The following is a 14044-nucleotide window of genomic DNA, read 5'->3' on the forward strand; positions in this document are numbered from 1 at the left end:
GTTATAATCATTATCGTAGATACATAGGGCAACCAATATGTTCGACAGGCTAAAGCCCATACACTAAAAAAGGACAGTTACAAACCTTTACGGTCTATAACTGCCCTTATACTATATATTACTCATGCTGAGTTATTTCAATATCGAAGTATTTTGTTTTTATTTTTACATCATGTCGTTTATCCTTTAAGCATTTATGTAAAATGGTTATAACACCAATAATGATCAAAGCAGATAAAACCAATGCAAAAACAACTCCCAAAATTGCCTCCATAAGAAGCACCACCTTTCAGAAAATTGTTACGGGTTAACAGTGACAGAAATAAGTAAGTTCATGTGATTTTTTCAAGTTGTTATGTTTTCGATAAGTTGTGTTTAAATTTGATTAATTATTTTCTGATTTTGGTTTTTATTTTGTGTGTTGTTTAAATTTAAGTTTTTATTTTTATTATACAAAGCTTTGCAAATAAATCAAGCAAAATAATCATTCTATCAGACAGCTCTATTACGAGCAAGGGTAAACTATCCCTGAAATCATTACTGAAACCGGTCATGACCGTAAGACCATTACGAAATATCCTGATATGACCAACGACTGCAATGTCTCTTGCTTTTTATATTGAATATTCCTTCAATCGCTCTATAAACTCTCCACATGTGCTCACAACATCTTTACCATCAAGATGCTTTAGATACATTTCCTCCTGTCGTTTGCTCCTCGCATCCCACTTTACTTTCCATATAATCCTTCTGACTGGAATCTCAAGCGGAAACTGAATAGGAAATGTTATTCCGCTAGTGGGCTTTGTGATCGTTTCTACTTCTATCCCATGCTTCAAACCATTATTAGCATATTTAAATGCATCCAGTGTATCCTTGTCCAAATCATTACTCCGGATACGTTCTGCATAATCTAACATTGCATGAAGACACTGTCCTACGGCATAAAAGATGCTGTTCTCATCTTCGGTTGTATAATCTTTCTTCTTCAATATTTGATCTATTTCTATTTTCATCTCGGAATATGAATGTTCCATTGCATACATCAAATTATTCATATAGTACTTCTCCAAACAATACAATCCTATTATTCCATTTTCAACAATCCGCTACTGTTTTTAATCATATTAATTATCATTTCTCTAGTCTTTTTACCACTTCTATACTCCTCTAGCAATTTTAAAAGAACCGTTGTTTCAATTATTAAACTTCCATTCCTCTTTGCCAAATTTATCTGTGTGTCTTTTACCGGTTCTCTATCCTTAGGTGCTTTATTATTTTGATGATTCATAATTAACAGCGCCTTTACACTATTAGGATCCTTTTCTTCATGCTCATCCAAATAACCTTGAAAATGAACATCTAACTGTGATATATTTTCATTTTTTACATTATGTCTAACGCCCTTTATTTCACCAATAAAGACATTATCATCTATTTCAAACAAAAAATCTTCCTTTTTGTTATCTACAAATCCAGAGAGATCACATCCCATTAGTTCCTCTAAGATTTTAAAAACGACTTCAACCAATCTGTCTCCGGATGTATATAATATTGATTTTAACCGCACATTGTCAGCTAATTTATTTTGGGAACATTCTATATGATTCTCTATTTTCTCCACTTCATTTTGCCATTCTGAAATTTTTGTTTCCTGTTCAATATCATCAAACATTTTTATTTCCGAAATCCACTTTGGTGCCGCTTCCTCTTTCTCTAATGTTCCAATTCCATCAAGTAAATTCATCAAACTATCTGCATTAACTATCTTAAGCGTAGTTATATAAATCCTATTATTCCGCATTACGGTTGGCTTTTTACTCTTAATGGACCTTATAACAAATTCAGTATCCCAAAAAGCATTTCCCTCAAAGTAGAAAGCTGCTTCATATTCCATACTGCCTACATTAGATCTCGTATTTTCATAAGTAAGCGATATTCCAGCAAAGGAATCAAATAATTTCGACAAAATATTATTTTGTAATGAATATAATATGTCTTTCAACTCTGTATTATTCAAATACCTTTTATCATATTTATTATAATAAAACACTTCATTTTGAGGCAGTATAATCACCACATATGCATTTCGACTATTATCAATCATGCCTATTACGCTTTTTAAATCGTTGCTTATATTTACACTATTCGCTGTTTTACCACTGGAATACCAAATATATGGACTCGACAAATCAATAACATCAATTTCGTATTCATCTAAAGAACGTATATCATGCAACGAGTATTGAGCCATCTCTTCACCGTCATATTTTGTATCTTTTCCATCGTAGGTCACAACCTGTATCATAATGATTTTCCTCCCTGTTTTTTATGTCATATAAGCAAATCACCTGTGAACTTTTCCAATTCATAACAAAAAGGCAAAGATACCCAACCATTAGGAAATACACTTTACCAATTTCTCCAGTGTATCTCTATTCAATTGATATTTATTTATAATATTGGTATATGCATCCACTCTACCTAGACTTATATTATCAATTTTTATTCTACAATAGCAAATGCTCCACAACAAGTACTTTTCAATAGCTTCGCCTGCTTTTTATTTTTTCTTGATATCTCCAAGCATCTCCGGAAAATATGATGTAGTTCCCATTATTCCCGCTGTGGCGTTATCTGCATAATAATGCAAAAAGGAACTCAAAAATCTGAGTTCCTTTTATATTTCTCTGTCTTTAACTACTCCTTAAACACAAATCAGGCTTTCTTATCCTTCTTTGTGGTCAGCGCAACAGCAAGTATTAATTGAGCAATTGGTATTACAAAATAATTTATCCATGGCTTATAAATGATCGGTATTGCCATAAATATGCAGCCTACTACCGTTGATAATATGATCATCACAACCAATGCCACCAATTTATCACTTCGTTTCTTAAAAGTATTCATAAACGGGACACATATCGTAACAATTAAAAACCATATAGCCCCGGATATAAACTTTATAACCCTATTCCCCTGATTCTTTCCTGCTGCCAATGATGAATTCACCTCATCTACCAATCCGGTAACCAGTGAATTTACCGATCTATCTCTCTGCATTGCAATTTCCTGTAAAATACTCTCATATTCCTCTCGATACACCGGATTACTATTAATCTTACTTTCATCTAATTGCGTTAGATGCTCCAATATGCTTATTCGTTTCTCCATTCTGGAATAGTAAAATGTATTGGAATCAATATAGGGAAATATCAAGATAATACATATCAGAGTTCCTATTATTCCAATCCAAAGTTTTGGCTTTTTATAATTCCGCTTCAAAAGCTCCACTATCAATTCCAGCAGATTAGCAACAGCTTCCATCCAGACTCCTCCGTTTATCTTTTGTTCGCTTTGTATACATATTTCACATTACCTAGCCTCTCCCTTTCTCACATTTCCCCTGTGATTTTTCTGGTATTATGGCAGTTAGCTAACTGTGTAACTCTAATCACATGCCTAAAACTAATCCTCTACCACCTGACAACCAGGTTCAGGAACTGATCCGTATCCATCAACATGGCCATCCCATTCTTCCTAGAATCCTCCAGCTTCACCCGTCCCTGTTCTGTACTAAGGACCACATAGGATCCATCGCTTCGATGCAGAGTTATTTGTTCCGTAGGTCTCGTCAGAATCTCCATCGGATTCTTCATTTTACTGATACGTCGTATCTCGTCCTCAGGCATCAACAGCTCTATCTTTGCTATGTCTCTCTCTTTCTTCAATGGTGTCTTCCGGTGGGAGCCATCCAGATTATCCCACCTGTCTACAAAGCGGACCTGCTCCTCCATATCCTTCACCAATTCCTCTATTCCGGGCACTTCACTGATCGTACAGCCCTGTATTACCTTTTCTATGATCCTGCCATATTGCTCCCGGGTAATTTCTATTGTCAGCTGCTCCCTGGATCTGTCACAGCACTGCCCTGAGCCATAAGTAATTCTATAAGTATAATTGAAGCGCATTTTTCATTCCTCCGATCATGCTATTGTATCCAGTCTACTCTTCCTCTTTATTAAAATCAATAATTTTTTCAAGTTTTCTTGCAAAAATGCATAAATTATATTAATATTCTAACATAATAAATGTAGTTATATATTGGAGCTTATTTGATGGAATCCTCTTATTTTGATAAAATACCGGAAACAGAATTAATTGAAAAATTCAACTCTCCCACTACCTCTCGCGAAGAATCCTCCGCGATCCTGGCATATCTGTTGGAAAAATATCAGGCCTTCTTAGCGGATCAGTGCCGGCGCTACTTCTCTAATAGTACTTTTATTAATTTTGAAGATATACTGCAGGAGTGTGCCCTCACTTTCATAGATGTCCTCCATTCCTATGACCCGAAACGGGGCAGACTAACCACGGCACTGGTTCCATATCTGCAGCATACCTTCAGTGATTATGTGGCCAAAGAGCATGGTAGCTCACAATATGACAATCTGATCAATTCCCACATCCAAAAAGTATTGTCCGAGGAAGATCTTACCGGAAACGAGGATCCGGATCATTTGAATGCTCTGTACAATAAAAAATACCCTAAAAATCCGCTTTCCTCAAAATCTTTTAAAAAGCACCTTGAATATTATCAGCTGCAAAATCCGGTCTATCTGGATCAATATTCTCCGGAATTACTGCTGTATGCGGTGCAGTCCGATTGCGACTCTGTATGGCATAGTATAGATGACCAGGCTACCTATACTATCATCAAAAATTATATCGAAAAAAAAGAAGGAAACGATCGTCTCCTTCTACTTTTTCTGTTTAACTATATTTCCTACATAGAAATAGATGGCTACACCTATTTCCGCAATGAAAATCCACATCCGGTCAAGCCATTGCGTAATGCCTGCCTGGCTCTCTTCCCTGAACTATCCAGGTATCTATATGACAATGCTTGCATTCCGGATATGCAGGATAAAACGCTATTACGTTTCCTCCGCCACTTCACTGCTCTTAAGTTTTGAAGTATATCCGTCCCTTTCGTATTACTTGACATGATCAGCATTTCTTTACCTGAAATTTTCAATAGGGTATTGGTCTAAAAAATACAATTGGTCTGCAAAAATTATAGGAATCATAGCTTCTCCTTTTCTTACATTTTCGCATGTGACTTTTCTGGTATTATGGCAGTTATCTAGCTGTGTAATGATGAGGTTTCCGCAAATGCTATCATGAAGCGCGCAACCAAGCATTATACAGTGGTAATTAATACAAAAAAAACTGATAAATAATTGACTGTTCATAGCGCCAGGCGACCGCTGGTCAACGCATCACCGACCGGCGGCCGGCGCAAATTGCAGATGATTACGTACTTACCGTTGCACAACAGATCAGGCAGGTCAAAAGACCGGCCTGATAATATCTCTTTGGTTCAATTTTAGCTTGCCCCTACGGAATGACCCTAAAAAACTCAACCATTTTTAGCGTCTGTCCCCACTAATTGACCCTAAAAAGCTTCGGGAAACCCTACTAAACTTTGGAGACCCGCTATAGGAGTTTTGTTCTATTTCTCATCGCAATGAAACAGAACATAATCCCCATAATCGAAACAGACATCTCCCCGTACACCAGTACCATATCAAACATTCCAAACACAAACACCGGGAGAAGGAAAACACGCATCATGATATCTTCCCACTCATGATATCTGAGTATAGACAAGAGGCTATACACACATATAAGCAAAAAAAGAATCCCTGCCGGTATGCCATAATCGTATGCCATCTGCAGGAGCATATTATGAGCCTGCTCAAAATATGTCCCCTTGTCGTACCAGAATCCTCCCCCCGCGTGTCCATAAAGATTTAATCGAACGGCATACCACTTCCATATGGTCATCCTGGCAATGTCCGGGCCTGAATATTCCTCTGAGGTCAGCGCATAGGGATTTTCCGGGCTACTCCCCGGCTCGCCCAGTTCTGCCGCCTCTGCCCGGATTGCGCCAAAGTGAGTCTCTACCCAATTGGAAATTTCTTTGTAATTCAATCCAAACAGAGTAGTTATTCTTCCAATGTTAAACTCTGTTGCTTGCTGAAATGTAATATATTTTGGACTGTCCCAATTATCGAAGGAGCATACACTTCTCCCTTCCTCGTACTCACCCTCAAACCACACCGGATGGTGAAGGATGGTTGGCAGATAACGAACAGTCACATACACAGCAGGAACCATTACCACAAAACATATTGTAAACATAACAGCTTTTACTGCCAACCTGTACCATATATCAATTTTTATGACCAGCATATTGATTGCAACCACCATTAGCACCACCAATTCCCCCAACAGTGCGGATTTGGTTCCTGAAAACAACGTAAAAGAAAATAGTGCGGCTATCATAACAAAACAGAGTGTCTTTGAAAGCTTATTGCACTCCTTCTTCAGCAGCATCACGTATTTCAGACATAACGCTGTAAAAACATACATATAATGCATTCCGTTCTGGGTTACCCCGGAATACATGCCCCGATACCTTGCATAGTCATAGGGTCTGAAGCCAAATGCAATAATCTGTTGGAGACAGAACCACAGGATGATTCCATTCATCATGCTGTTAAGTATCTCTGGAATCTCGTCTCTGTCTAACAGCAAATAGAATCCGACAAATATCATCAAAAACCATGCCGGCAATACTCTTCCATTCTTTGAGAGCTGCATCAGCACAAGCAACACCATCAGTGCCAGCGCAAAGGGCTCCTTCAGTTTATCTTTTATCCGTAGTTCTGCTCGATTGCTGATTATATAAACCCACAACATCATCCATACGGTAAAATTCAGCACCCCAGATATCCAAACATTCTGAAAATAAAAAAAATATCTACCAAGCACGCAAAGTATCACAGTGAAAGCAAGATCAACCGGTATCGTCAAGGCATACAACTTACAAAGAAATCTCTTTCTATCCAGAGAGGGGATTAGCATCGCTGCCAAGACCAAGCCCAACAAGTTTCCGAACATCATCTGTACGTCACCGGTGGCACTGCCACGTCTCTGATCCATTAAGCCCAGCATCAAAACACAAATGATATAGAGCCATCTATTCCAACTATTTTTACCTATTTGCCTGCACTTCTCTATCATACACGGTTTCCCCCACTACTACTGCTCCCAGCATTTTAATCTACCTGAAAATGTCACAATCAAATGAATCTCTAATGCGCATAATCTTGCACACCGGTCACAACTACTTTCTGAATCTCGGCTTCGCTTCTGACCAGCTCAATGTCTTAATTTCAATAATCATGTATTGCTTGATTCAGCTTATTCCACCAGAATTCCGCCCAATACACAAATGTTCTGTCTGCTCATTAACTGAAGCTCTTTTACAACTTCTTCATACATCGTAGAGCCTGCTGTTTCCACCAGCACGATGCCTTTGGCATTCTCAAGCTTTTCCATTGCTTCTGCATCATAGAGCACATTGCTCAGAATCTGTACGCAAATACTTTCCTCATGCAAATTCTTGCTGATTTGTTCACATTTCTGCAGGGTATCTCCCGTCACATTACATCCTAGGAGGTAAACTTCCTTCAATGTACGTTTCTTCGCCGCCATTTTCACCGCAGTGGAAGCCAGAGTAATTGCCTCCTCTGTCGTAAATTGACGACTGTTATGATAACGAAGCTTCAAAATCCTTGAGACTGCGCTACAATCGTAATCACATGTTCACCAATAACGGACTGTAATTCTGTCTCCTTTGTCTCTACATAGGAGATTACTGCATTCATCATATTTTTGCAAATGTCGGCATCATTGTGAACAATCTGTACGCTGATAGAATCTCTTTCTTCCGGCAACAGTCTATCAGAAGTGAATCCTGAAGCAGTGCCAACCGTAATAAGTTCGCCTACCTCCTGTGCCATTCCACACTGATTCTGCACATATTCTAACATTTCAGTGCTTGTCAGAAGCTCTTCGTATATCTTTTCAGCATTATAGGTCTGCTCCATTCCATCTGCCTGAATCAATAACGTAATAAATATCTCCACGTTGAACTTGATTCGGGTCTATCTGCATCAGAACAGACTGCTCCTTATATTCCAAACTCTGCTCATATAATCCTTCATATCGTATTGCAGTAACTACGTTGCTAATCTGCGTGTCTGTCAACTGTTCTTCCAGAAGCAGACGGCCTGTCTCCCATTTTTCTTCTGCAGATAGACCTTCTTGCTCTGCCCAAAGCTACTCCTTCGCTTTCAGCTCCGCATTTTGTACTTCCACTGTAGATGCAGACCGCATATAACTTACAGTACCAAGCAGTAAACCACCGATTGCCATAACAAACAATAGTGTTCTCCAGCGCAGCAAAATTTCTGCAATTAAGTCAACTAAGCTAATTTCTCGCTCTTTCATTCCCATCTGTTCTGTGTTCGTCTGACTCCTCTTTCCATATCCTGCACAAAATGATTGAGTTTCTTAGAATACTTCAGTCCTTATTCCTGGGTCTTTCTCCATACCATCTTATCCACCACTCCGGTATAAGACTGGATAATCTTTACAACTTTCGTACTTACATTCTCTTCCACATAGTCCGGCACGGGAATTCCATTGTCACCCTCTTCTACCATGTCAATGGCGGTAGACACTGCCTGTAAGAGCGTCTTCTCCGAGATACCCGCCAGAATAAAGCAGGCCTTATCCAATGCCTCCGGTCTCTCGGTGGAGGTACGGATGCACACTGCGGGGAAGGGCTTGCCGATGCTGGTGAAAAAGCTGGATTCCTCCGGCAAGGTTCCTGAATCAGATACTACCGCAAACGCATTCATCTGCAGGTTGTTGTAATCATGAAAACCTAAGGGCTCGTGGCGAATCACACGAGAATCCAATTCAAATCCGGAATTTTCCAGACGTTTGCGGCTTCTGGGATGGCAGGAATATAGAATGGGCATATCATATTTCTCTGCAAGCTTGTTCACCGCATTGAACAAAGAATTGAAGTTCTCATCCGTATCGATATTCTCTTCACGATGTGCAGATAACAAAATATACTTTTTCTTCTCAAGATTCAATTTCTGTAAAATATCTGAGTTCTCAATCTCAGCCAGATTCTGATGTAAAACTTCTGCCATAGGAGAGCCTGTCACATAGGTTCTCTCCTTAGGCAATCCGCACTCTGCCAGATATCTTCTAGCATGTTCAGAATATGCCATATTTACATCTGATATAATATCAACGATTCTACGATTAGTTTCCTCCGGCAGACACTCATCCTTACATCTGTTTCCAGCTTCCATATGGAAAATGGGGATATGCAGACGCTTGGCTGCAATAGCGGACAAGCAGCTGTTGGTATCGCCAAGGATTAGCAAAGCGTCTGGTTTAATCTGGTTCATGAGCTTGTAAGAATAGTTGATGATATTACCAACCGTCGCCCCAAGGTCATCTCCTACCGCATCCAGATAGACATCCGGGTCATCCAGTTTCAAATCATGGAAGAAAATACCATTCAAATTGTAATCATAATTCTGTCCTGTATGTGCCAGAATTGTATCAAAATATTTCCTACATTTATTGATGGTGGCCGCCAGACGAATAATCTCCGGACGTGTTCCCACAATGATTAACAGCTTTAATTTTCCATTATCCTTAAATGAAACCATTCTTTCGCTCCTCTGTCTATCCTTTTCTTCATTCCACCGGCTCATATATCGTATCCGGTTTGCCCGGATTAAAGCATTCATTACACCACATCAGTGTTACCAGATCTGTATCTCCTTCATTCACAATGGAATGCGTATACCCTGTAGGAATGTCGACCACTTCCAGCTTCTCTCCACTAACATGATATTCAATAATCTCCTCACTACCATGCTTGCGGAAACGGATTAAGCCCTTACCACTGACCACAATGAATTTTTCATTCTTGGTATGATGCCAATGATTGCCTTTGGTGATACCAGGCTTGGAAATATTGATGGATACCTGTCCTCGGTCTGCACTCTTTAAGATTTCCGTGAAGCTTCCTCTCTCATCTACATGCATGGTCAGCGGATAGGAAAACTCCTGTTCCGGCAGATAACTAAGATATGTACTATACAGCTTCTTCTCAAAACTGCCTTCGCATAAATTGGGAATCATAAAGTTATTGCGGCTCTCACGGAAACTGTACAGCAGATTCACAATCTCCCCCAAGGTCACTTCGTGTACCGCAGGCACAAAGCAATATCCATCCAAATTTACATGGGGATGTCTATCCAGAGCCTGCAGGAGTTCCTCCACCACGTCATCGATATAGACCAAATGCATCACTGTGCCTCTGTCGTTCACTTGAATAGGCAAACCATGGGCTATATTGTGGCAAAAGGTGGCTACTGCACTGTTATAATTGGGGCGGCACCATTTCCCAAACACATTTGGAAAGCGATAGATGTAAATCTCTGCTCCCACCTCTTGTCCATAGGCAAACAGCATGTCCTCCCCGGCCTTCTTGCTCTTGCCGTAAGGATTCTCCAAGGCTGCCTGAATCGAGGAAGAATTCATAATGGGGCAGGTATTTCCATTTCTGCGAAGAGCCTCTACCAAGGAAGTGGCAAAGCCAAAATTTCCTTCCATAAATTCTTCCGTATGTTCCGGGCGGTTTACTCCAGCCAGATTAAATACAAAATCACATTCAGCACAATATTGCTCCAGCAGTTCCTGAGGTGTATCTATGTCAAATGGCAACACTTCCACATTTTCGCGCTGTTCCAGTTCTGTAATCAGATTTTTACCAATAAATCCTTTGGCTCCTGTAACCAAGACCTTCATTATCGCTTCTCCCACTTTGCAAGTTCATCACGAATATAGGACAGGGTCATCAACTTCTCCTTCACCTGGTCCACATTCATCAGTTCGGTATTGTTGGAGTTGAACTCAGACAGCTTGGTTCTCTCCGTATTACCATCTGTAAAGTACTTATCGTAATTCAAGTCTCTCTTGTCCGCAGGAACACGATAGAAATTCCCCATATCAATTGCATGGGCACATTCTTCATTGGTCAAAAGCGTCTCGTACATCTTCTCACCATGGCGGATACCAATCACTTTCACTTCATCCTGCGCATGGAAGAGTTCCTTGACAGCCTGTGCCAATACACCAATAGTGCAGGCAGGTGCCTTCTGCACCATAATGTCACCGCTCTCTGCATTCTGGAAGGCATATACTACCAATTCTACTGCCTCTTCCAAGCTCATGACGAAACGAGTCATGGCAGGCTCCGTTACGGTAAGGGGCTTACCCTCTTTAATCTGACTGATAAAGAGAGGAATGACCGAACCTCTGGAGCAAAGGACATTGCCATATCTGGTACAGCAGATGCTTGTCTCCTTCGGATCCACCGTTCTCGACTTCGCAACGATAACCTTCTCCATCATTGCTTTGGAGGTTCCCATAGCATTGACAGGATAAGCCGCTTTGTCCGTTGACAGACAAATAACCTTCTTTACACCGGCTTCAATGGCTGCCTGGAGCACATTCTCCGTTCCTAATACATTCGTCTTCACCGCTTCAATAGGGAAAAACTCGCAAGAAGGAACCTGTTTCAGAGCTGCTGCATGGAAAATATAGTCTACGCCGTGCATAGCCTTCTGGATACTCTGCGGATCACGTACATCACCAATATAAAATTTCAGTTTGTTACTGTACTCGGGATATTCGCGCTGATAGAAATGGCGCATATCGTCTTGTTTCAACTCGTCACGAGAAAATATACGAATCTCGCCAATATCCGTTGCCAGAAATCTGTTGAGCACTGCATTACCAAAAGAACCTGTACCGCCTGTGATTAATAATGTCTTACCTGTAAACATTTGTTGTCTCCTTATCTATATTTTCATATAATTATTTACTAATTGCCTATCTCGTTTCTGCTCTTTATGAAATTACTAGTTTATTGTACTTTATATTTATATCCATTGCAATAGCCTTAGAACCGTAACTAGTTGCTCCACTTTACAGTCGCATCTACTTCAATAATTACTAATCTACTCCAAACACATCTCTAGTATATACCTTTTCTCTCACATCATCCATGCAACTATCATAACGATTTGCAATAATAACGTTGGCTCTTTTCTTGAATTCTGCAAGATTATTAACTACTTCCGATCCAAAGAATCTCTCTCCATTATTCAATGTTGGTTCATAAATAATTACAGTTGCGCCTTTTGCTTTTACTCTCTTCATAACACCCTGAATAGAACTTTGACGAAAGTTGTCTGAAGTAGACTTCATCGTCAAGCGATATACCCCAATAATTACTTCTTTTTCTTTTTTAGGGTCCCAATTGGTATTTGAACCATAATAACCTGCTAACTCTAACACTCTATCGGCAATAAAATCCTTTCTCGTTCGATTTGACTCGACAATTGCTGATATCATGTTCTGCGGTACATCACTGTAATTTGCAAGAAGCTGCTTCGTATCTTTAGGCAAGCAGTAGCCTCCATAGCCAAAAGAAGGATTGTTATAATGCATTCCAATACGCGGATCAAGCCCAACCCCATTTATTATCGCTTTTGCATCCAATCCTTTCATCTCAGCATATGTATCAAGTTCATTAAAATAAGATACTCTAAGTGCCAGGTATGTATTGGCAAATAGCTTTACTGCTTCCGCTTCTGTAAATCCCATAAAAAGCGTATCTATGTTTTCTTTGATTGCACCCTCCTGCAGAAGTTGCGCAAAAGTCTGTGCAGCCTTTGTTAATTCTGCATCCTCTTTGTCAGTAGAGACTATTATTCTGGAGGGATATAAATTATCATACAACGCCTTAGATTCTCTTAGGAATTCCGGACTAAAAATAATATTATTTGTATTATATTTTTGTCGCACTGATACTGTATAACCAACCGGAATCGTTGATTTAATAACTATGATAGCATTGGGGTTGACTTTCAAAACAAGTTCAATAACTGCTTCCACAGCAGAAGTGTCAAAAAAATTCTTTTGGCTATCATAATTAGTAGGAGCAGCTATTATAACAAAGTCTGCATCCTTGTATGCAGTTTCCCCATCTAATGTTGCCGTCAACCGAAGATTTTTCTCTTTCAAATATTTCTGTATATATTCATCTTGAATAGGTGATTTTCCGCTATTTATATTTTCAATCTTCTCAGGTACTATATCTACAGCAATTACATCATGGTACTGGGCAAGTAAGGTAGCCAATGATAATCCCACATATCCTGTACCTGCAATCGCAATTTTTATGTCTTTATAGTCTCTCATGACCTATTCTCCCCGTGTTATTGACAATAGAACTTTCCATACCACTCAGCGTATCTTGAATCTTTTACATTATATTCATGTAATCAATCTTCTTTAACCTGAATTATTCATCCAATAATTGTTGACGGTGCTTCACGCCATATAGTTACTATGTTTTTGGTACTTTTTTCTTTCACCTAACAAGTGAAGAAAAATTACATAGAAAAAGGACTTCAAATTTTTAAACGCTTTAGCCTAGGAATCTCATCTATCACCTGTTCTACTGGTGATGTAAAAAGGAGTTTCATTTCTGCACCTCAATCCGTTAGTATTGTAGCAATGACAAGATCTGATGTTGTAATAAAAGGTCGACCATCGACAATTCAACATACTATATTCCTACGACGGTAATATTATTCTATTTTTTATCATTCGTCTTCCTAAATACAATTAGCTTTCCTAATATATAATTTAATATCAATACAATTGTAACAATCGCATACTTACTATATATTTTATTAAATTCAACAACTTCAACTAAAAAAATAAGACCAAAATAATCAATGAATAATGTGGCTCCTCTTGCGAAAATAAATCTCAAAAACTCTTTTATCCATTCACTAAAGCTAGTATTTCTTACCTTAAAAACAAAAAACTTATTACATATATATGCTGACATTTTTCCAGCGACAAGCGAAATCAAATTAGATATCTTATAATCCAACCCTAATAAAAGAAATCCCTGGTACACTCCCACCCCAATAGCCATCGTAAATATTCCAGACACAACATATCTTACTGTTTCATTGTTTATGACTTTTTGCAAAATATTCGAAATCATCTCATA

The 14044-nt window shown here is 39.0% G+C and carries 15 protein-coding genes; 1 reads left to right on the forward strand and 14 read right to left on the reverse strand.

All coding sequences use genetic code 11. The features are described from left to right. Positions 1-118: 118 nt before the first annotated feature. The 5 genes from H9Q77_RS13920 to H9Q77_RS13940 form a co-directional block, all read right to left on the reverse strand. Positions 119-274 (reverse strand): hypothetical protein, encoded by a 156-nt coding sequence (locus H9Q77_RS13920; protein ID WP_249325946.1) that lies wholly within the window; start codon positions 272-274, stop codon positions 119-121. Positions 275-614: 340 nt separating this feature from the next. Then, the gene (locus H9Q77_RS13925; protein WP_022154341.1) at positions 615-1058 is read right to left on the reverse strand and encodes a hypothetical protein; all 444 of its coding nucleotides are present in this window, start codon (positions 1056-1058) and stop codon (positions 615-617) included. Positions 1059-1087: 29 nt separating this feature from the next. Further along, positions 1088-2308: a hypothetical protein gene (locus H9Q77_RS13930; protein ID WP_022154340.1), complete on the reverse strand. Its 1221-nt coding sequence runs from the start codon at positions 2306-2308 to the stop codon at positions 1088-1090. Positions 2309-2718: 410 nt separating this feature from the next. Continuing rightward, positions 2719-3327 carry a hypothetical protein gene (locus tag H9Q77_RS13935; RefSeq protein ID WP_249325947.1) on the reverse strand — a complete coding sequence of 203 codons (609 nt, stop codon included), beginning with the start codon at positions 3325-3327 and terminating at the stop codon, positions 2719-2721. A 149-nt stretch (positions 3328-3476) separates the two neighbouring features. Continuing rightward, positions 3477-3971: a hypothetical protein gene (locus H9Q77_RS13940; protein ID WP_249325948.1), complete on the reverse strand. Its 495-nt coding sequence runs from the start codon at positions 3969-3971 to the stop codon at positions 3477-3479. Positions 3972-4118: 147 nt separating this feature from the next. On the opposite strand from H9Q77_RS13940, the gene H9Q77_RS13945 reads away from it, so the two are divergent. Then, positions 4119-4976: a sigma factor gene (locus tag H9Q77_RS13945; RefSeq protein WP_249325949.1), complete on the forward strand. Its 858-nt coding sequence runs from the start codon at positions 4119-4121 to the stop codon at positions 4974-4976. A gap of 523 nt (positions 4977-5499) precedes the next feature. On the opposite strand, the gene H9Q77_RS13950 is transcribed toward H9Q77_RS13945, so the two are convergent. The 9 genes from H9Q77_RS13950 to H9Q77_RS13990 all read right to left on the reverse strand — a co-directional run bounded on the left by H9Q77_RS13950 (position 5500) and on the right by H9Q77_RS13990 (position 14038). Then, on the reverse strand, positions 5500-7092 hold the full coding sequence (locus H9Q77_RS13950) for a hypothetical protein (protein WP_154498895.1): 1593 nt from the start codon (positions 7090-7092) through the stop codon (positions 5500-5502). 180 nt (positions 7093-7272) lie between these two features. Further along, positions 7273-7641 (reverse strand): hypothetical protein, encoded by a 369-nt coding sequence (locus H9Q77_RS13955; protein ID WP_154498893.1) that lies wholly within the window; start codon positions 7639-7641, stop codon positions 7273-7275. After that, positions 7638-8000, reverse strand: coding sequence for a hypothetical protein (locus tag H9Q77_RS13960; RefSeq protein WP_249325950.1), 363 nt, complete (start codon positions 7998-8000; stop codon positions 7638-7640). The genes H9Q77_RS13955 and H9Q77_RS13960 overlap by 4 nt, the downstream gene beginning before the upstream one ends. A 193-nt stretch (positions 8001-8193) precedes the next feature. Next, positions 8194-8364 (reverse strand): hypothetical protein, encoded by a 171-nt coding sequence (locus tag H9Q77_RS13965; protein WP_249325951.1) that lies wholly within the window; start codon positions 8362-8364, stop codon positions 8194-8196. A gap of 80 nt (positions 8365-8444) precedes the next feature. Continuing rightward, entirely contained in the window at positions 8445-9611 is a 1167-nt protein-coding gene (gene wecB / locus H9Q77_RS13970; protein ID WP_022154333.1) for a non-hydrolyzing UDP-N-acetylglucosamine 2-epimerase, read from the reverse strand. A 28-nt stretch (positions 9612-9639) separates the two neighbouring features. After that, complete coding sequence (locus H9Q77_RS13975; protein WP_022154332.1) at positions 9640-10758, reverse strand: capsular polysaccharide biosynthesis protein CapF; 1119 nt, start codon at positions 10756-10758, stop codon at positions 9640-9642. Next, positions 10758-11798, reverse strand: coding sequence for a nucleoside-diphosphate sugar epimerase/dehydratase (locus tag H9Q77_RS13980; RefSeq protein WP_022154331.1), 1041 nt, complete (start codon positions 11796-11798; stop codon positions 10758-10760). The genes H9Q77_RS13975 and H9Q77_RS13980 overlap by 1 nt, the downstream gene beginning before the upstream one ends. A 169-nt stretch (positions 11799-11967) precedes the next feature. Further along, complete coding sequence (locus tag H9Q77_RS13985) at positions 11968-13218, reverse strand: nucleotide sugar dehydrogenase (protein WP_022154330.1); 1251 nt, start codon at positions 13216-13218, stop codon at positions 11968-11970. Between the two features lie 397 nt (positions 13219-13615). Continuing rightward, on the reverse strand, positions 13616-14038 hold the full coding sequence (locus tag H9Q77_RS13990; RefSeq protein ID WP_249325952.1) for a GtrA family protein: 423 nt from the start codon (positions 14036-14038) through the stop codon (positions 13616-13618). Between the last annotated feature and the right edge of the window lie 6 nt (positions 14039-14044).

Source organism: Simiaoa sunii, assembly GCF_014337175.1.
In the GTDB taxonomy this organism is placed as follows: domain Bacteria; phylum Bacillota; class Clostridia; order Lachnospirales; family Lachnospiraceae; genus Acetatifactor; species Acetatifactor intestinalis.